We start from the raw sequence: 18737 nt of genomic DNA, 5'->3' as shown, positions 1-18737 counted from the left end.
TCCTCAGGCAGTCAGTGCAAAGTGTTCGGTTACAGCGCGGCTGACCCAGGTTTGGGCCTGGCCCAGGTAGTGCGCCGGGTCGAGCAGGCGGTCCAGGTCTGTCGCCGACAACTCGGCGGTAATGAGCGGCTCATCGGCGAGGACGGCGCGCAGATGGCGTTGTTCGGCCACCGCGCGTTTGCAGCACTGCTCCAGCAGGTGGTGCGCGGTGTCGCGGCCCAGGCGCTGCGCGAGCACGATGCTGACGGCTTCGGCCAGCACCAGGCCCTGGGTCAGGTCGAGGTTGCGCGCCATGCGCTCGGGGTCGACTTCCAGCCCTGCGCTCACCAGCAGCGCCTGTTGCAATGCGCCAGAGACCAAGCGGCAAATCTCCGGCAGGGTTTCCCATTCGGCATGCCACAGGCCCAGGCTGCGTTCGTGTTCCTGGGGCATGGCGCTGAACAGCGTCGCCACCAGGCCGGGCACGCGGGTCGCAGCGCTGATCAGCACGGCGGCGCCCACCGGGTTGCGTTTGTGCGGCATGGTCGACGAGCCGCCTTTGCCGGGCGCCGCCGGCTCGAATACTTCCGCCGCCTCGGTCTGCATCAGCAGGCTGATATCGCGGCCCAGCTTGCCAAGGCTGCCGGCGATCAGACCCAACACGCTGGCGAACTCCACCAGGCGATCACGCTGGGTATGCCAGGGTTGCTCGGGCAAGGTCAGTTGCAACTGCGCCGCCAACGCTTGGGCAACGGGCATTGCCTGTTCGCCAAGCGCAGCCAACGTGCCGGAGGCGCCGCCGAATTGCAGCACCAACAAGCGCGGTTTCAACTCGATCAAGCGCTGGCGGCTGCGGGTCACCGCGCCCAACCAACCGGCGATTTTCATGCCCAGGGTGACCGGCGTGGCATGCTGCAACCACGTCCGCCCGGCCAACGGTACAGCCGCATACCGCTGGGCCTGGGCTGCCAGAATATCGCCGAGGCGAGCCAGGTCGGCTTCGATCAACGCCAGCGCGCGCCGCAGTTGCAGGACCAGGCCGGTGTCCATCACATCCTGGCTGGTCGCGCCCAAATGCACATAGCGTTCGGCACTCGGGTCTTCGCCAGCCACCCACTTGCCCAGCGCCTTCACCAGCGGAATCGCCGAATTGCCCGCCGAGGCAATCGCCACGCCGAGGGCATCGACGTCATACAGCGACGCCAGGCACGCCTGGGCAATCGGCGCGACGGCCGCCTGCGGGATCAACCCGACCTGGGCCTCGGCCCGTGCCAGTGCGGCTTCGAAATCCAGCATGCCCTGCAGGCGCCCCTGGTCGCAGAACACCTCGGCCATGCTCTCAGCGCTGAAGTAAGCGTCGAACAGTTGGTTGCTCGTGCGCAGCGTCATAACGCCTCCTTTATAAATCGTGATGCAGGTACGCCGCCTGTTTCGGCAGGCGCAGGCTGAACAGGAAAGCCACCGCCATCATGCCGGTGACGTACCAATAAAAGGTGTTCTCCATGCCCAAGGATTTCAAACCCAAGGCCACGTATTCCGCCGAGCCGCCGAAGATTGCGTTGGCCACCGCATAAGCCAGGCCCACACCCAGAGCACGCACCTGGGGCGGGAACATTTCCGCTTTCACCAGGCCGCTGATGGAGGTGTAGAAACTGACGATGGCCAACGCCAGCGTGATCAGCACAAACGCCAGGAACGGACTGCTGACGGTTTTCAGGCTGAGCAGGATCGGCACCGTAAACAAGGTGCCCAGCGCGCCGAACCACAGCATCGAATTACGGCGACCGATCTTGTCGGCCAGCATGCCGAACAGCGGCTGCATGCACATATAAAGGAACAGCGCGCCGGTCATGATGTAGCTGGCGGTCTTGGCGTGCATCCCGGCGGTGTTCACCAGGTACTTCTGCATGTAGGTGGTGAACGTGTAGAAAATCAGCGAGCCACCGGCGGTATAGCCGAGCACGGTGATAAAGGCCGCTTTATGGTCACGGAACAGCGCGGCGATGCTGCCGGCGTCCTTGTCTTCGCGCATTTCCTTGCTGGTGGTTTCTTTCAGGCTGCGACGCAGCAGCAGGGAGATCACCGCCGCGATGGCGCCGATCACGAACGGAATCCGCCAGCCCCAGGCGCGCAGTTCGTCTTCGCTGAGGATCTGTTGCAGGACCACCACCACCGACACCGCCAGCAGTTGCCCGCCGATCAGGGTCACGTACTGGAAGGAGGCGAAGAACCCACGCTGGCCCTTGAGCGCGACTTCACTCATGTAGGTCGCGGTGGTGCCGTATTCGCCGCCCACCGACAAGCCCTGGAACAGCCGCGCCACCAGCAGTAACGCCGGGGCCCAGGCGCCGATGTCTTTGTAGGTGGGCAGGAAGGCGATGACCAGGGAACCGGCGCACATCATCAGCACCGAGATCATCATCGAGTTTTTGCGCCCGTGCTTATCGGCCACCCGGCCAAACAGCCAGCCGCCGATGGGGCGCATCAGGAAACCGGCGGCGAACACGCCCGCAGTGTTGAGCAGTTGGACCGTGGGGTCGTCCGAGGGGAAAAACGCCGGAGCGAAGTAAATGGCGCAGAAGGCGTAGACGTAGAAGTCGAACCATTCGACGAGGTTGCCGGAGGATGCCCCGACAATCGCAAAAATCCGTTTGCTGCGCTCTTCTCCGGTGTAGTGACTGGTTGTTGTTGTCATTTTTTTTCACTCAGTGGGAATGGTTATAGCCTAGACACACTTTGCAACAGCCATGTTCCGCTTGTAGACATTTACATAGGTGTTGCCTGACATGGCCTCATCGGGGGCAAGCCCCCTCCCACCTTTGATGTGTGAATACATTCAAGTGTGGGAGGGGGCTTGCCCCCGATAGGTTCTCAAGCCAACTCAGTAATCAAAGAACACCGTTTCCTTATCTGTCCCCTGCAACACCACATTCCACTGATGCACACCGTCCGCATCCGGCTTGGCAATCAAGGTACTGCGCCGCTCTGTGGGCACGCGCGCGAGCAACGGGTCATCCGCATTCAGCGCCTCACCGTCAAAATAAATCCGCGTGAGCAAGTGTTTCACCAGGCCACGGGCAAATACCAGCACCACCAGGTGCGGCGCCTGGGTCGTGCCCGCCAGCCCCGGCACGCTGCCCGGCTTGACGGTGGTAAAGCGGAAGCGCCCTTCAGCATCCACCGGCACCCGGCCGAAGCCTTCGAAGTTCGGGTCCAGCGCTTTGTCCTGGTCGTCCTCCGGGTGGTCGTACTTGCCGGCGGCATTGGCCTGCCAGACTTCCAGCATGGCGTCGTTGACGACATCACCGTTGCCATCCACCACTTGCCCGCTGATCGCCACGCGTTCGCCGAGGGTCGCGGCGTTGGCCAGGGCTTCGCGGTTCAGCCAGGTCAGGCCGATGTGGTAATACGGCCCGACGGTGTGGGACGTGGTCGCGTAAAGGCTCATCTCATTTCTCCATCGGCGTGGCGTCGCGGCCGCGCAGGACGATGTCCCAGCGGTAGCCGAGGGCATAGGAAGGAATGGTTTTTTCCAGGTCGAACGTGGCGATCAGGCGTTGCTTGGCCGAGGTGTCCGGTACGCAGTTGTAGATCGGGTCGTACTCGAGCAGCGGGTCGCCGGGGAAATACATCTGCGTGACCAGGCGCGTCAGCACGCTCGGGCCGAACAGCGAAAAATGGATATGCGCCGGGCGCCACGCATTGTGGTGGTTGCCCCACGGGTAGGCGCCGGGCTTGATGGTCTGGAACTGGTACCAACCCTCGGCGTCGGTGACGGTACGCCCGGTGCCGGTGAAGTTCGGGTCGAGCGGCGCGTCGTGCAGATCGCGCGCGTGGTTGTAGCGGCCGGCCGCGTTGGCCTGCCAGATCTCCACGAGGATGCCCGGTACCGGCAGACCGTTTTCATCGAGCACGCGCCCGTGAACGATGATGCGCTCGCCCTGCGGCTCGCCGTCGTGCTGCGCAGTCAGGTCGTTGTCCTTCTCGTTGATGCGCTCGGCGCCGATGGTCGGCCCGGTGATTTCCGACAGGGAATGGGGCAGGAACACCAACGGCTGAGACGGCGAACGCAGGTTCGTCGACTGGTAGGCAGGGTGCAGGTAATCAGGTTGAGTGCCCGCTTGCGGGCGCCGGTAACCGGGCTTGTCACTCATGGAGCGGTCCTCTCTTATTAGATGCGTTCAATCGCCAGCGCCAGGCCCTGACCCACTCCAACACACATGGTCGCCAGACCTTTGCGGCCGCCGGTTTTTTCAAGTTGATGCAGAGCCGTCAGCACCAGTCGCGCACCGCTCATGCCCAGAGGATGGCCGAGGGCGATGGCGCCGCCGTTCGGGTTGACCTGGGGTGCGTCGTCGGCGATGCCCAATTCACGCAACACCGCCAGGCCCTGGCTGGCGAAGGCTTCGTTGAGTTCGATCACATCGAAATCGGTGACGGCCAGGCCCAGGCGTTCCACCAGCTTGCGAACCGCCGGCACCGGGCCGATACCCATCACCCGTGGCGCGACACCGGCGCTGGCCATGCCCAACACTCGGGCACGGGCGGTCAGGCCATGTTTTTTCACGGCCTCGGCAGACGCAAGAATCAGCGCCGCCGCCCCGTCGTTCACACCCGACGCATTGCCGGCGGTGACGGTCTTGTCCGGGCCGTTGACCGGTTTGAGCCGGGCCAGGGTTTCCAGGGTGGTGTCGGCCCGTGGATGCTCATCGTGTTCCACCACGGTTTCGCCTTTTTTATGGGCGACCCGCACCGGCACGATTTCTTCGGCGAAGAACCCGGCGGCCTGGGCGGCGGCGGTGCGTTGCTGGCTGCGCAGGGCGAAGGCGTCCTGGTCGGCGCGGGACACATGGTAGTCGTCGGCGACGTTATCGGCGGTCTGCGGCATCGCATCCACGCCGTACTGGGCCTTCATCAGCGGGTTGATGAAGCGCCAGCCGATGGTGGTGTCTTCGAGCTTCATATTGCGCGAAAACGCCGTGTCAGCCTTGCCCATCACGAACGGCGCGCGGGACATCGACTCGACGCCGCCGGCAATCGCCAATTCCATTTCACCGCTGGCAATCGCACGAAAGGCGGTGCCGATCGCGTCCATGCCCGAAGCGCACAAACGGTTGAGGGTCACGCCGGGAATGCTCGACGGCAGGCCCGCCAGCAACAGCGCCATGCGCGCGACGTTGCGGTTGTCTTCACCGGCCTGGTTGGCGCAGCCGAGGAACACTTCATCGACGGCGTGCCAATCCACGCTAGGGTTGCGTTCGATCAGCGCCTTGATCGGCAGTGCCGCCAGGTCGTCGGCGCGCACCGTGGACAGGCCACCGCCGAAACGGCCGATGGGGGTACGAATTGCATCGCAGATAAATACGTCGCGCATCAGGCTTCTCCGGGTGCTTGGCCGTGGGCGGCCGCTGTGCGGGCTTCGAGATCACGCAGGGCGGTCAGTTCGACTGCCGTCGGTTCCGCGGTGGTGCTGACCTGATCGGCAAAGCGGATCGCCCAGCCGGTGGCCGCGACCACTTGCTCGCGGGTCACGCCGGGGTGCAGCGCGGTGACCACGAACTCATGGCTGCCCTCTTCCGGCTCCATGATGCACAGATCGGTAATAATCCCGACAGGACCGGCGCCGGGCAGGCCCAGGCGCTTGCGTGAATCGCCGCCCTCGCCGTGGCCGACGGAGGTGATGAAGTCCAGCTTGTCGACAAACGAACGCGCCGACTGCTTGAGAATGATCAGCACGCTCTTGGCCGAGCCGGCAATCTCCGGCGCGCCACCGGCACCCGGCAGGCGCACTTTGGGCTGGTGATAATCGCCGACCACGGTGGTGTTGATATTGCCGAAACGGTCGACCTGGGCCGCGCCGAGAAAACCGACGTCGATGCGCCCACCCTGCAGCCAGTAGCGAAAGATCTCACCAGTGGGGACGACAGTGTCGGCAGTTTCCGCCAACTCGCCGTCACCAATGGACAGCGGCAATACGCTGGGCTTGGCGCCAATCGGGCCGGACTCGTAGATCAGCACCACATCCGGCGAGGACGTCAGGCGCGCCAGGTTGGCCGCCTTGGACGGCAGGCCGATGCCGACAAAACACACCGAATCATTCTTCAGGCGGCGTGCAGCGGCGACGGTCATCATTTCATTGGTCGAGTAAGCCATTACTTGGCCTCCTGCGCGGCGGCCAGCTTGGCCTGGAATTCACTGAAATCGGCAGTGCCGTGGATGTATTCGTCGATCCAGGCGGTAAACGTCCCACGGTCGCGAGCGATCGGGTCCCAGGCCTGGTAGAAACGGTTATCGCGTTGGTTATAGCCATGGGCATAGGACGGATGCGCGCCACCAGGCACATGGCACACCGCCGTCAGCGCCCAGGTCGGCAGCACGCAGCTGTTCATCGGCGCGTTGAGGTCGTCGACGATTTCTTCGACGGTGACGATGCAACGCTTGGCGGCCAGCGCCGCTTCCTTCTGCACGCCAAGAATGCCCCAGAGCAGCACGTTGCCCTTGCGGTCGGCCTTTTGCGCGTGGATCACGCTGACGTCCGGACGTACCGACGGCACCGCCGCCAGCACTTCGCCGGTGAATGGGCAGGTGACGGTCTTGATCAGCGGGTTGACCTTGGGCAGATCGGAACCAGCGTAGGCACGCAACACCGCGAACGGCAGGCCGGAAGCACCGGCGACGTAGGCATTGGCCAGGTCGGCGTGGCTGTGTTCCTCAATCTCCAGGGGTTGCGGCCAGTGTTTCTCGACCGCATCACGCAGGCGATGCAGGGAACCCACGCCAGGGTTGCCGCCCCAGGAAAAAATCAACTTGCGGGCGCAGCCGGCGCCGATCAACTGGTCGTAGATCAGGTCAGGCGTCATACGTACCAGCGTCAGGTCTTTCTTGCCCTGACGAATGATTTCATGACCCGCCGCCGTAGGGATCAGGTGGGTAAAGCCTTCCAGTGCGACAGTATCGCCGTCGTTCACAAATCGCTTCACCGCGTCACGCAGCGCAAGAATTTCAGCCATGGGTTCGGGCTCCCGGTGTGGATCGAAAAAGGCGCGAAGGTGGCGCCGAAGTGCTTGAAGGTTAAGCCGGGGCAAAAAGCCAAACAATCCGATAATCGACACAGTGTTCGATTATCGAACCGATTGTTATCTAGCTAATCTTTCTTGCGCCCACAGGAAATGCGCGTGTCTTCAGGTGGCGTCGGCATGGCTGACCATGCCTTTGATCACCACGGCGGCCGTGGCCAATGCGGCGGGGATCACCAGCGCGGTGAGCACCTGCTCGAAGTTCCAGCCCAGGCCCAGCAAGGTGGCGCCCATCCACGCGCCGAGGATCGCGCCGAAGCGGCCGATACCGAGCATCCATGACACGCCGGTGGCGCGGCCCTGGGTCGGGTAGAAGCGTGCGGCCAGGGACGGCATCGCCGATTGCGCACCGTTGACGCACATCCCGGCGATCAGCACCAAGGTCGCCAACACGGTGATATTGCCCAGGCTCTGCCCTACCGCGTAGGCAAATACCCCGGCCAGCAGGTAGAACGTGCCGATGACCTTGTGCGGGTTGAACCGGTCCATCGCCCAGCCCACCCCGACCGCACTCAACACGCCACCAAACTGGAATAGCGCACCGATGAACGCGGCCTGTTCCATGCTCGCGCCACTGTCGCGCATCAGCGTGGGCAGCCAACTGGTCAACAGGTACACAATCACCAGGCCCATGAAGTAGGTGAGCCAGAGCAACAAGGTGCCGGCGCTGTAGGTGCCGGAGAAGATCACCGCGAATACGTTGCGCGCCTTCACGGTTTTTTGCTCGGGCACGCTGAAACCGCTGGCTTGGGCGACGATGCCGGGCTCGATGGGTGACAAGGCTTTGCGCACCTTGTCGGTGCCGCGGTTGCGCACCACCAGGTAGCGCGCCGATTCCGGCAGCCATCCCCACAACACCACCGCAAGGATCAACGGCAAAATACCGCCGATGAGCAGCAAGCTGTGCCAGCCGAATGCCGGGATCAATTTGGCCGAGATAAACCCGCCACCGGCCATGCCCAGGTTGAAACCGCAGAACATGCTGGTCACCAGCAGCGATTTATGGCGTTCGGGGGTGTATTCGGACAGCAGCGTGGTGGCATTCGGCATACCGGCGCCCAACCCCAGGCCGGTGAGGAAGCGCAACACCAGCAACTGATCGACGTTGCTGCTGTAGGCCGAGACCAGGCTGAAGGCGCCAAACACCAGCACCGCACTCACCAATACCACTTTGCGCCCGAAACGGTCCGCCAGCGGGCCGGAACCCAGGGCGCCGAATACCATGCCGATCAGCGCGGCGCTCATCACCGGGCCGAGGCTGGCGCGGTCAATGCCCCAGTCCTGGGACAGCGCGGGCGCGATGAAGCCCATGGCGGCGGTGTCGAGGCCATCGAGAAAGACAATCAGGAAACACAGGATCACCACACGCCACTGATAGCGTGACAGTGGCTGGGCATTGATGAAGGACTGCACGTCCAGGGTGGTAGCGACAGAAGGTTGATTCATTATTGTTATTCCACACCGATGGCGGGCCAACGACCTGGGGTCGTCATTATTATTGGGCGGCGCTCAGAGCGCTGCCGCACAGTAATAACCCAGGGGAAACAACGTCAATTGATCGAACCGGGATCTGTGCGGTCACCGAACAGCTTAGGCAAACAGTTGCGCACTCAACTCACGGCTGGCGCTGAGCATGCTCGGCAGGAAGCGCTGCTCCAGTTCGCTGCGGCTGACACGACCGGCATGGGTACTCACGTTGAGCGCCGCCAGCACCTGGCCGGACGCGTCATACACCGGCACTGCGATGGAGCGCAGGCCTTGTTCCAACTCCTGATCGACGATGCACCAGCCCTGCTGGCGCACGTGTTGCAGACACTCGAACAAGGCTTCGGGCGTGGTAAGGGTGCGGCTGGTCTTGGTTTGCAGGTCGGCGTGGTCGAGGTAGTCCTGCAGCGACGCATCGTCCAGCGCCGCCAGCAGGATGCGGCCCATGGAAGTGCAGTACGCCGGCAAACGCCCGCCTACCGAGAGGTCCACGGAAATCAGGCGCTGCGTGGTGGCCGACCGGGCGATATAGAGGATGTCGTCACCTTCCAGGGTGGCCATGTTGCAGGCTTCGTGAAGCTGCTCGCTCATGCGGTCCAGGTACGGTTGAGCGGAGACCGCCAGCGGCGTCGAGGACAGATAGGCATGCCCGAGGGTCAGCACCTTGGGCAACAGCGAATAGGTGCGCCCGTCAGTGGTGGCGTAGCCGAGCTTGATCAAGGTGTGCAGGCAACGGCGCACGGCGGCGCGGGGGATTTCGGTACGGTGGCTGATTTGGGCGATGGTCAAGTGACGCTTGCGTTCCTGGAACGCCTGCACCACGGCCAGGCCACGGGCCAGGGAGGTCATGAAGTCCGGATCACCGGTGAATGCCTGGATGCGTTTGGCCGGTGAAGCCACGATCGGCGGCGCCGCTGACGCAAAGGAGTTGCGCAATTGATCGTTCATTTCAAGGTCCTCTTTATTATTTTCAACCGCTGGCGCTTATCGGCAACCGCGAAGGTTGCTCGCTATTGAAAGCCGCCCCAACCGGGATGCACAAGGTTGGGTCAGCAACGTTGGGCGATTATCGGACGATCATGCGATTATCGCAATTTTGCCGGCGCGATCATAAAAACCGGATTGCATGACAGCATTGGGCTTACGCCGGCATTTATGTCGGCCACTTCCCAACCAAGACTGACGCGTGCATGTAACAAAAGCCTCACACAACGTTGACGCTTTTTAACTTTATGATGATAGTGTTATTAAAATACGCCGCTATAATGCAACCTGTGCAGAGGTCAGCCCGATATCCATATCGGGATGGGAGCTCGCCCGGCATCGTATGTTGATTATGCTGCCGTTTATAAATATCGGTTCAAGGAAGTCACCGCTGGCAATTCGTCTAAAGTTGAAGGGTTCACCTGCTCAACTTAAAACATGCCGAGGGCAATATTCGGGTGTAGCACTGCACGTTAATTAAACTCAACTCAAATTAGGTAACACTGTGACGAAAGATGAACTGCGCGCGGAACTTGAGCGCCAGGAGCAACGTTACAAGGACGTATACGGCGGGGAAGTCACCACCTACGCCGCTCAGCCTGAACCAGAGCGCAAGCCATGGCGCAAACGAGCGAGTCTGCTCGATCAGGCCTTTGCCCAGGAGATCCAAAAGATTGAACAGGAACTCAAAGCCGAAGAGCCATAAGCATCGAGGTTTGAGTCCAACGGGTTCTGCTGTCTCCGCCGGCTCACCGCCGGCGGAGGGCACCTCGCTCGTGGGTCAATTATTCAGCGTCCTGCTGCGACCAACGAAATTTCGTACAAATGTTTCAGAGATGACGTTTAGGTGACAAAACCCCACCTCTACGACGCCTCGCTTTGTAAATCAAAGACTTGCCGAGCCCCCGAAAACCCTGGGATGCGCGCTGCTGCCCGGCTTTTTTTCAATGAAGATTGTTACCGATGAGCAGCTAGTGCATCGATTACCGAGGTTTTCTGGCATAATCGCGCCCCCTTACGACCGGGTCAGAAAACCTTCATGATCGATTTATTCAGCGGACTGGATGCTTGGGTTCTCGTGAGCCTGCTGCTCGCCCTGGCCTTTGTCCTCGCCTTCGAGTTCATCAATGGCTTTCATGACACCGCTAACGCGGTGGCCACAGTCATCTATACCAAAGCCATGCCGCCGCATCTGGCCGTGTTCTTCTCCGGGTTGTTCAACTTCCTCGGCGTATTGCTCGGCGGTGTCGGTGTCGCCTACGCCATCGTGCATTTGCTGCCGGTGGAATTGCTGATCAATGTGAACACCGGCCATGGTCTGGCGATGGTCTTCTCTTTATTGGCCGCGGCGATCACCTGGAACCTGGGCACCTGGTACTTCGGTATTCCCGCCTCCAGCTCGCACACCCTGATCGGCTCGATCCTGGGCGTCGGTCTGGCCAATGCGCTGATCAATGACATTCCCCTGGCTGACGGGGTGAACTGGCAGAAGGCAATCGATATCGGTTCGTCCCTGGTGTTCTCGCCAATCGCCGGTTTCCTGGTCGCGGCCCTGGTGTTGCTGGTCCTGAAACGGTGGCGCCCACTGTCGAAGATGCACAAGACCCCGGACCAGCGCCGCAAGGTCGACGACAAGAAGCACCCGCCGTTCTGGAACCGCCTGGTCCTGGTGATTTCCGCCATGGCCGTGAGTTTCGTCCACGGTTCCAACGACGGTCAGAAAGGTATCGGCCTGATCATGCTGGTGCTGATCGGTATCGTGCCGGCGCAGTTCGTACTCGACCTGGGCAGCACCACTTACCAGATCGAGCGCACCCGCGACGCTACCCTGCACCTGAACCAGTTCTACCAGCGCAACCACGAAACCCTGGGCGAATTCCTGGCCCTGGGCAAAAGCGTGAAGGACGACCTGCCGGGCAAGTTCCGCTGCAACCCGCAGCAGACTGAACCGACCATCGACGCGCTGCTGGGCACCTTGAAAGGCGTTTCCGACTACCACGCGCTGTCGTCCGACCAACGCATCGAAGTCCGTCGCTACCTGCTGTGCCTGGACGATACCGCGAAGAAAGTCGGCAAGCTGCCAGGCCTGGAGTCCCGTGAGAAGTCCGACCTCGACAAGCTGCGCAAAGACCTGACGGCCACCACCGAATACGCACCGTTCTGGGTGATTATCGCGGTCGCACTCGCCCTGGGCCTGGGCACCATGGTTGGCTGGAAGCGCGTGGTACTGACCATCGGCGAGAAGATCGGCAAGCAGGGCATGACTTATGCCCAGGGCATGTCGGCGCAAATCACCACCGCCAGCATGATCGGCCTGGCCAACATCTTCAGCCTGCCGGTGTCGACCACCCACGTGTTGTCGTCCGGTGTTGCCGGCACCATGGTTGCCAACAAGAGCGGCCTGCAAGGCGGTACGGTGAAGACCATCCTGATGGCCTGGGTATTGACCCTGCCGGCGACCGTAGGCCTGTCGGCCGGGTTGTTCTGGATGGCGTCCAAGGCGCTGGGCAGCTGATAGCCCGCCGGCCATGACAAAGGTGCGATCCGCGAGGGTCGCACCTTTTTTTATGCGGTCGATCTCAAGCCGAACGCCGTTCAAAAGTGAGAGCGGTGTTGATTAAATCGCGGGCAAAAAAAAGGGCGACCGAAGTCGCCCAAAATGCCTTGCGTGCTCATGTAACCTGGAAAAACCTATGGTTTTTTACGCTTGTTCGCGTCTCTCCAGATAAAAAATCCAAACCCTACGAAGAACAGCACCATGAGGCCAACTGTCAGCACTCCGGCAAACACCACATTATCGAAAAACATGACTGGCCTCCTGCTGTTGCCTTGTTGCGATAGGGCTAAGTTAAAGGAGAAGGCGGGATGGGAAATTGACGAGGATCAATGTCGCCCACGACGGGGCGTAAAGAAGGGAAATAACTGACCTGCATCAATAGATGCAGGCTGTTTCAACGCTTTTTCGGTTTGTTTTTCGGTTTTTTCTTAACTTTTCCGAGCGGCATCGCCTGTTCAAACGCCTGGCGAACCTCATTCAGACGTTTATCGTTGAGGTCATGCACCCGTTTAGCGCGTTCGGCGTTCAGGTCGATCAGTTTGTCGTCATCACTCATGGCTTGGCTTACGTCGTGGCGGGGATCGCTTAATAATGCGGCCTCACTTGCCCGACAGCAAATCAGCGGGCGACAAAATGCAGGTCATCGCCCAAAATCGGCACTTCTCCCTTACCCAAGAGGCGCACACAGGTGGCACTGCACAAGGACCTTCCGCCGTTGCTGGCCCTGCGCGCCTTCGAGGCCGTGGCGCGGCACTTGAGCTTTATCAAGGCGGCCCATGAGTTGTCAGTGACCCAGAGTGCGCTCAGCCATCAGGTACACAAGCTCGAACAGTACCTGGGCAAACCACTATTTGTCCGACGCACCCGCGCGATTGATCTGACCGCAGACGGCCAACACTACTACGAGCAAATCCGCCCTGCCCTCGACCTGATCGCCGCCGCCACCCGCAGCCAACGGGTGGTGTCCAGCGTCACGGTGTTGCGCATCGGCTTGCTCGCGTCCTTTGCCACCTTATGGCTGGCGCCGCGCCTGGCGGGTTTTCTGCAACGCTACCCGCAGATCCAGGTGGAGCTGGTGCCAGCGATTCAACTGGCGAACGTCGCGGCGGCCGAGGTCGACCTGGCCATCCGCTATGGCAAGGGCGACTGGCCTGACGTGCAGGCCACGCGGCTGATGCCGGAAGTGCTCTCCCCCGTGTGCAGCCCGGCGTTCAAGGCCAGCCGGCAGCACAACGGCGCTCTGCTGATGGCCACCTCGCACCGCCCGTTCGAATGGACGGATTGGTCCGGCCATTATCAAGTCGACCTCAGCCCGCATCCGCGCGTGGTGCTGCATGACTACAACATCGTGGTCGAAGCCGCCGTGGCCGGCCAAGGTATCGCCATGGGCCGTCACCGCTTGATCGAGCGCCGGCTCCAGGACGGCAGCCTGGTAGAAGCCTTCGACTGGCCGCCGTATCGCAGCGAAATCGGCTACTGGCTGATCGCGCCCCAAGGCCCCGCCAGCGCGGCGGCCGAATGTTTCAGCGCGTGGTTGAAGGCTGCCTGCGCCTACGCGTGAGTTATTTCGATACGTCGAATGATATCTATGCGTTTGCCGTCCATCACCTTGATCAACATGCTGAAACCTCTCAACCCAGAGGATTCAACATGCGCGATTCCATCCGCCAACGCGTGCAGGCCCTCGGCCTCACGCTGCCGACGCCCAGCCAGCCGATTGCCAATTACATCAACCACGTGATCAGCCGGAATCAGTTGTTTATCTCCGGGCAAATCCCATTGCTGGGCGGCAAACCGGCCTATGTCGGCCGCCTGGGCGAACCCCTCGGCGACAAAGGCCGGCATGTACGCACGGCTGTCGGTGTGTCCAGCCTGCCGGGGGGGCGTGGCGGTGGAAGTCGACGCCATGTTCGAGCTGCAGCCATGAGCCCGCTCGACGTCCAGCGCCTGCGCGAGGCCACGCCGGGTTGTCGGTCCGGTCTCGTACACTTCAACACGGCCGGTGCTGCATTGCCGAGCCAGGCGACCCTCGACACCATCATCGAGCAACTGCAACGCGAAGCGTGCGACGGCCCGATGGAGGCCAGCGAGCATGGCGCCATCCTGGTGGAAAAAGCCCGCCGCGCCGCCGGCCAGTTGCTCAATGCACCCACCGCGTCGATTGCCTTTGCCGGCAGCGGCTCGACCGCCTGGAGCCTGGCGTTCCAGGCGCTGGGCCGGTGGCAGCCGGGCGACAGGATTCTGGTGGGGCGCCACGAATGGGGCGGCAACCTGGCGAGCATGGAACTGGCGGTGCAGGCCGGTGCGCGAATCGAGGTAATCCCCTGCGATGAAACCGGTGCAGTCTGCCCGGTAGCCCTGGAAGCGATGATCGACGCAAGCGTGAAACTGATCGACCTGACCTGGCTCCCCGCCAATGGCGGCCTGATCAACCCCGCCCAGGCGATTGGTGAAGTGGCCAGGCGGCATGGCATCCCCTACTTCATCGATGCCGGCCAGGCGGTCGGCCAGGTGCCGGTGGATGTGCAGGCGCTGCACTGCGACGTGCTCAAGTCGGCGGGCCGCAAGCACCTGCGCGGGCCGCGGGGCACGGCGCTGCTGTACGTGCGGCCGGACTTTCTGGCGCGGTTGAACCCTGCGCAGCGCGATGTGTTTTCAGCGCCGTGGAGCGCCCAGGGGTTCGGCCTGCGCAACGATGCCCGACGCTTTGAAACCAGCGAAACGTCCTACGCCTTATTGGCAGGTTTGGGCAATGCGTTGCAGGAACTCAATCAACTGGGGATTGAGCGGGTGTGGGACCGGGTCCGGCAGACCAGCGAGCGAATCCGCGAAACGTTGCGTCAGACTCCGGGAATCTCCCTGCATGACTTGGGCACCAGCCAATCAGGCTTGATCGCCTTCAACCTCGCCGGCTGGGACGCCTTCGAGCTCAAGCGTCGCCTGGAGCTCAAGCGCATCAATATCGGCGCCAACGATGTGGCGTATACCCCACTGGATATGCAGGCACGAGGCCTGGCCAGCATTGCGCGAATCTCCGTCAGCCCGCTCAACACCGATCAGGACATTGAACGGCTGATGGCGGCCTTGCGCGAACTGCGCGATTAAACCTCGACGTCCACCCACAACCCCTGGCGCGGCGCGTCTTCGATCAGCGGCGCCACGGGCACGGTGTTATCGGCGTTGAGCTCGTCGCCCGGGATCGCCAAGTGCGCCTCCGGGTCGTCATCGGCTTCACGCCGGCGTTTCTGCTGCTCCTGCTGGCGACGTTGCTCCTCGCGCAGCAAAAACGTCGACTGCTCGGCATCGCCATTTTTCAGGTCGATCGTGCTCTCGTTGGAACTCGCTTGTACGGGCACCACGGGCGGAATATCGGGTTTTTGACGCACCGGGTCGAGTTGCGACGTGACCGGCACAACGCTGACGGGCAGCATAGGTGGCAGCATAATAGTTGTTCTCCTGTCAGCAGGCTGTCGGCGGGCGGCGGGCGGACTTGAGCGCAGGCTTGCCAACCTGTGACCCAGTCGACACTCACAAGTGCCCGCCATCTGTCGACTCAACATTCGATGCACGGCGCAAACCGCGTAGTTTTTGTCAGAGTCCTTTGGATGAGGGCCTTGTTCCGTTAAGATAGTCGGCTTTTTCACGGCGGGAGTCAGGCAGCATGGCGCAGCAGTATCAACCGGGGCAACGCTGGATTAGTGACAGCGAAGCAGAGCTGGGTTTAGGCACCGTTCTGGCACAGGACGGCCGCTTGCTGACCGTGCTCTATCCGGCCACTGGCGACACGCGCCAGTATGCGCTACGGAATGCGCCCCTCACCCGCGTGAGGTTCTCGCCGGGCGACAGCATCACCCATTTCGAAGGCTGGAAAATGACCGTGCAAGAAGTCGACGACGTCGACGGCCTGCTGGTCTACCACGGCCTCAATGGGCAGAACGAGCAGGTCACCCTGCCGGAAACCCAACTGTCGAACTTCATCCAGTTCCGCCTGGCCAGCGACCGTCTGTTCGCCGGGCAGATCGACCCGCTGGCCTGGTTCTCGCTGCGCTATCACACCCTGGAACACACCAGCCGCCAGTTGCAATCTTCGCTGTGGGGCCTGGGCGGCGTGCGGGCGCAACCGATTGCCCACCAGTTGCACATCGCCCGTGAAGTCGCCGACCGTATCGCGCCACGGGTATTGCTGGCCGACGAAGTGGGCCTGGGCAAGACCATCGAAGCCGGCCTGGTGATCCATCGCCAGTTGCTGTCCGGGCGCGCCAACCGCGTGCTGATCCTGGTTCCGGAAAACCTGCAGCACCAATGGCTGGTGGAAATGCGCCGGCGCTTCAACCTGCAAGTGGCTCTGTTCGACGAAGAACGCTTCATCGAAAGCGATGCCGCCAACCCGTTCGAAGACACCCAACTGGCCCTGGTGGCCCTGGAGTGGCTGGTGGACGACGAGAAGGCCCAGGACGCACTGTTCGCCGCCGGCTGGGACCTGATGGTGGTCGACGAAGCCCACCACCTGGTCTGGCATGAAGACAACGCCAGCGCCGAGTACTCGCTGGTCGAGCAGCTGGCCGAGGTCATCCCTGGCGTGCTGCTGCTCACCGCTACCCCGGAACAACTGGGCCAGGACAGCCACTTCGCGCGCCTGCGCCTGCTGGACCCGAACCGCTTCCACGACCTGCAAGCGTTCCGCGCCGAAAGCGAGAACTATCGCCCGGTGGCCGAAGCGGTGCAGGAACTGCTGGACAAGGGCCGTCTCTCCCCGGCCGCGCACACCACCATCCAGGGTTTCCTCGGCAACGAAGGTGAAGCGCTACTCACCGCCGTCAACGATGGCGACACCGAAGCCAGCGCGCGCCTGGTGCGCGAGCTGCTCGACCGCCACGGCACCGGCCGCGTACTGTTCCGCAACACCCGCGCCGCGGTGCAGGGCTTCCCGGAGCGCAAGCTGCACGCCTACCCGCTGCCGAACCCGGACGAATACCTCGAATTGCCGCTGGGCGAACACGCCGAGCTGTACCCGGAAGTCAGCTTCCAGTCGCAGCCGGACATTGAGGAAGACAATCGCTGGTGGCGCTTCGACCCACGGGTTGAATGGCTGATCGACCAGCTGAAAATGCTCAAGCGCACCAAGGTCCTGGTGATCTGCGCCCACGCCGAAACCGCGATGGACCTCGAAGACGCCCTGCGCGTGCGCTCCGGCATCCCGGCCACGGTGTTCCACGAAGGCATGAACATCCTCGAACGTGACCGCGCCGCCGCCTACTTCGCCGATGAAGAATTCGGCGCCCAGGTGCTGATCTGTTCGGAAATCGGCAGCGAAGGCCGCAACTTCCAGTTCTCCCACCACCTGGTGCTGTTCGACCTGCCGTCCCACCCCGACCTGCTGGAACAGCGGATCGGCCGTCTGGACCGGATCGGCCAGAAACATGTGATCGAACTGCACGTGCCGTACCTGGAAACCAGCCCGCAAGAGCGCCTGTTCCAGTGGTACCACGAAGCGCTGAATGCGTTCCTCAACACCTGCCCGACCGGCAACGCCTTGCAGCATCAGTTCGGCCCACGCCTGCTGCCGCTGCTGGAAAACGCCGACGACGGCGAGTGGCAAGCCCTGATCGACGAAGCCCGTGCCGAGCGCGAGCGCCTGGAACAGGAACTGCACACCGGCCGCGACCGTTTGCTGGAACTCAACTCCGGCGGCGCGGGTGAAGGCGATGCGCTGGTGGAAGACATCCTCGAGCAAGACGACCAGTTCGCCCTGCCGATCTATATGGAAACCCTGTTCGATGCGTTTGGTATCGACAGCGAAGACCATTCGGAAAACGCGCTGATCCTCAAGCCCAGCGAAAAAATGCTCGACGCCAGCTTCCCCCTGGGCGATGACGAAGGGGTGACCATCACCTACGACCGTAACCAGGCGCTGTCGCGTGAAGACATGCAGTTCATCACCTGGGAACACCCGATGGTGCAGGGCGGCATGGACCTGGTGCTGTCCGGCTCCATGGGCAACACCGCCGTCGCGCTGATCAAGAACAAGGCGCTCAAGCCCGGCACCGTGTTGCTGGAGCTGCTCTACGTCAGCGAAGTGGTTGCCCCGCGCTCGCTGCAACTGGGCCGCTACCTGCCGCCGGCCGCCCTGCGCTGCCTGCTGGACGCCAACGGCAACGACCTGTCCGGCCGCGTGTCGTTCGAAACCTTGAACGACCAGCTGGAAAGCGTGCCACGGGCCAGCGCCAACAAGTTCGTCCAGGCCCAGCGCGACCAGCTGACGCCACGCATCAACGCCGGCGAAGAGAAGATCACCCCGCGCCATGCCGAGCGCGTGGCCGAGGCCAAGCGTCGCCTGGCAGCCGACACCGACGAAGAACTGGCGCGCCTGACCGCGTTGCAAGCGGTCAACCCGACCGTGCGCGACAGCGAACTGGTTGCCCTGCGCCAACAGCGCGAGCAAGGCCTGGCCATGCTCGACAAGGCCGCGCTGCGCCTGGAAGCGATCCGGGTGTTGGTGGCGGGTTGATTGCTGCGTTGCTCAGCTAAAAAGAAGGCCCGCGCAATGCGGGCCTTTTTTATTCACTGAAGAAGGTCTTCGCCAGTCATGGCCTCATCGGGAGCAAGCCCCCTCCCACACTTGGAATGCAGTTCCAGTGTGGGAGGGAGCTTGCTCC

At 62.4% G+C, this 18737-nt stretch carries 17 protein-coding genes and 1 pseudogene; 6 read left to right on the top strand and 12 right to left on the bottom strand.

Annotated elements, in window-relative coordinates; translation table 11 throughout:
- Positions 1-3: 3 nt before the first annotated feature.
- The 9 genes from ACP7E3_RS19615 to pcaR all read right to left on the bottom strand — a co-directional run bounded on the left by ACP7E3_RS19615 (position 4) and on the right by pcaR (position 9488).
- Positions 4-1368 carry a 3-carboxy-cis,cis-muconate cycloisomerase gene (locus ACP7E3_RS19615; RefSeq protein ID WP_046384424.1) on the bottom strand — a complete coding sequence of 455 codons (1365 nt, stop codon included), beginning with the start codon at positions 1366-1368 and terminating at the stop codon, positions 4-6.
- A 10-nt stretch (positions 1369-1378) separates the two neighbouring features.
- Complete coding sequence (locus tag ACP7E3_RS19610; RefSeq protein ID WP_017844821.1) at positions 1379-2674, bottom strand: MFS family transporter; 1296 nt, start codon at positions 2672-2674, stop codon at positions 1379-1381.
- Between the two features lie 186 nt (positions 2675-2860).
- The gene (pcaG, locus tag ACP7E3_RS19605; protein ID WP_102617393.1) at positions 2861-3427 is read right to left on the bottom strand and encodes a protocatechuate 3,4-dioxygenase subunit alpha; all 567 of its coding nucleotides are present in this window, start codon (positions 3425-3427) and stop codon (positions 2861-2863) included.
- A gap of 1 nt (position 3428) precedes the next feature.
- The gene (pcaH, locus tag ACP7E3_RS19600; protein ID WP_017844819.1) at positions 3429-4133 is read right to left on the bottom strand and encodes a protocatechuate 3,4-dioxygenase subunit beta; all 705 of its coding nucleotides are present in this window, start codon (positions 4131-4133) and stop codon (positions 3429-3431) included.
- Positions 4134-4150: 17 nt separating this feature from the next.
- Positions 4151-5356 carry a 3-oxoadipyl-CoA thiolase gene (gene pcaF, locus ACP7E3_RS19595; protein WP_169850589.1) on the bottom strand — a complete coding sequence of 402 codons (1206 nt, stop codon included), beginning with the start codon at positions 5354-5356 and terminating at the stop codon, positions 4151-4153.
- On the bottom strand, positions 5353-6132 hold the full coding sequence (locus tag ACP7E3_RS19590) for a CoA-transferase subunit beta (protein ID WP_017844817.1): 780 nt from the start codon (positions 6130-6132) through the stop codon (positions 5353-5355). The genes pcaF and ACP7E3_RS19590 overlap by 4 nt, the downstream gene beginning before the upstream one ends.
- Positions 6132-6989, bottom strand: coding sequence for a CoA transferase subunit A (locus ACP7E3_RS19585; RefSeq protein ID WP_017844816.1), 858 nt, complete (start codon positions 6987-6989; stop codon positions 6132-6134). Before ACP7E3_RS19585 ends, ACP7E3_RS19590 begins: the two co-directional genes overlap by 1 nt.
- Before the next feature lie 171 nt (positions 6990-7160).
- Complete coding sequence (locus ACP7E3_RS19580; RefSeq protein ID WP_426124113.1) at positions 7161-8501, bottom strand: MFS transporter; 1341 nt, start codon at positions 8499-8501, stop codon at positions 7161-7163.
- A gap of 144 nt (positions 8502-8645) precedes the next feature.
- The gene (pcaR, locus tag ACP7E3_RS19575) at positions 8646-9488 is read right to left on the bottom strand and encodes a pca regulon transcriptional regulator PcaR (protein ID WP_017844814.1); all 843 of its coding nucleotides are present in this window, start codon (positions 9486-9488) and stop codon (positions 8646-8648) included.
- Between the two features lie 541 nt (positions 9489-10029).
- Between pcaR and ACP7E3_RS19570 the strand changes: the two genes are divergently transcribed.
- Together ACP7E3_RS19570 and ACP7E3_RS19565 are read left to right on the top strand one after the other, a co-directional pair.
- Positions 10030-10230, top strand: coding sequence for a hypothetical protein (locus ACP7E3_RS19570; protein ID WP_003172389.1), 201 nt, complete (start codon positions 10030-10032; stop codon positions 10228-10230).
- A 333-nt stretch (positions 10231-10563) separates the two neighbouring features.
- Entirely contained in the window at positions 10564-12039 is a 1476-nt protein-coding gene (locus ACP7E3_RS19565) for an inorganic phosphate transporter (protein ID WP_057004740.1), read from the top strand.
- A gap of 176 nt (positions 12040-12215) precedes the next feature.
- Here the strand turns inward: ACP7E3_RS19565 and ccoM are convergent, their stop codons facing one another.
- Positions 12216-12332, bottom strand: coding sequence for a cytochrome c oxidase subunit CcoM (gene ccoM, locus ACP7E3_RS19560; protein WP_017844812.1), 117 nt, complete (start codon positions 12330-12332; stop codon positions 12216-12218).
- Between the two features lie 143 nt (positions 12333-12475).
- Positions 12476-12637 carry a hypothetical protein gene (locus ACP7E3_RS19555; protein ID WP_017844811.1) on the bottom strand — a complete coding sequence of 54 codons (162 nt, stop codon included), beginning with the start codon at positions 12635-12637 and terminating at the stop codon, positions 12476-12478.
- A 132-nt stretch (positions 12638-12769) separates the two neighbouring features.
- Between ACP7E3_RS19555 and ACP7E3_RS19550 the strand changes: the two genes are divergently transcribed.
- The 3 genes and pseudogenes from ACP7E3_RS19550 to ACP7E3_RS19540 all read left to right on the top strand — a co-directional run bounded on the left by ACP7E3_RS19550 (position 12770) and on the right by ACP7E3_RS19540 (position 15186).
- Positions 12770-13642 (top strand): LysR substrate-binding domain-containing protein, encoded by an 873-nt coding sequence (locus ACP7E3_RS19550; RefSeq protein ID WP_261754157.1) that lies wholly within the window; start codon positions 12770-12772, stop codon positions 13640-13642.
- Positions 13643-13731: 89 nt separating this feature from the next.
- A pseudogene (locus ACP7E3_RS19545) lies at positions 13732-14008 on the top strand (RidA family protein).
- Entirely contained in the window at positions 14005-15186 is a 1182-nt protein-coding gene (locus tag ACP7E3_RS19540; RefSeq protein ID WP_108525988.1) for an aminotransferase class V-fold PLP-dependent enzyme, read from the top strand. The pseudogene ACP7E3_RS19545 and the gene ACP7E3_RS19540 overlap by 4 nt, the downstream one beginning before the upstream one ends.
- On the opposite strand, the gene ACP7E3_RS19535 is transcribed toward ACP7E3_RS19540, so the two are convergent.
- The gene (locus ACP7E3_RS19535) at positions 15183-15524 is read right to left on the bottom strand and encodes a hypothetical protein (protein WP_046384432.1); all 342 of its coding nucleotides are present in this window, start codon (positions 15522-15524) and stop codon (positions 15183-15185) included. The genes ACP7E3_RS19540 and ACP7E3_RS19535 overlap by 4 nt on opposite strands.
- 218 nt (positions 15525-15742) lie before the next feature.
- Between ACP7E3_RS19535 and rapA the strand changes: the two genes are divergently transcribed.
- A complete protein-coding gene (gene rapA / locus ACP7E3_RS19530) occupies positions 15743-18589 on the top strand; it encodes an RNA polymerase-associated protein RapA (protein ID WP_057004737.1) in 2847 nt (948 codons plus the stop codon).
- The last annotated feature ends 148 nt before the right edge of the window (positions 18590-18737 follow it).

The sequence above is a fragment of the Pseudomonas sp. PSPC2-3 genome (genome assembly GCF_049898265.1).
Lineage (GTDB): Bacteria > Pseudomonadota > Gammaproteobacteria > Pseudomonadales > Pseudomonadaceae > Aquipseudomonas > Aquipseudomonas veronii.
This window is presented reverse-complemented; position numbering and strand designations above follow the sequence as displayed.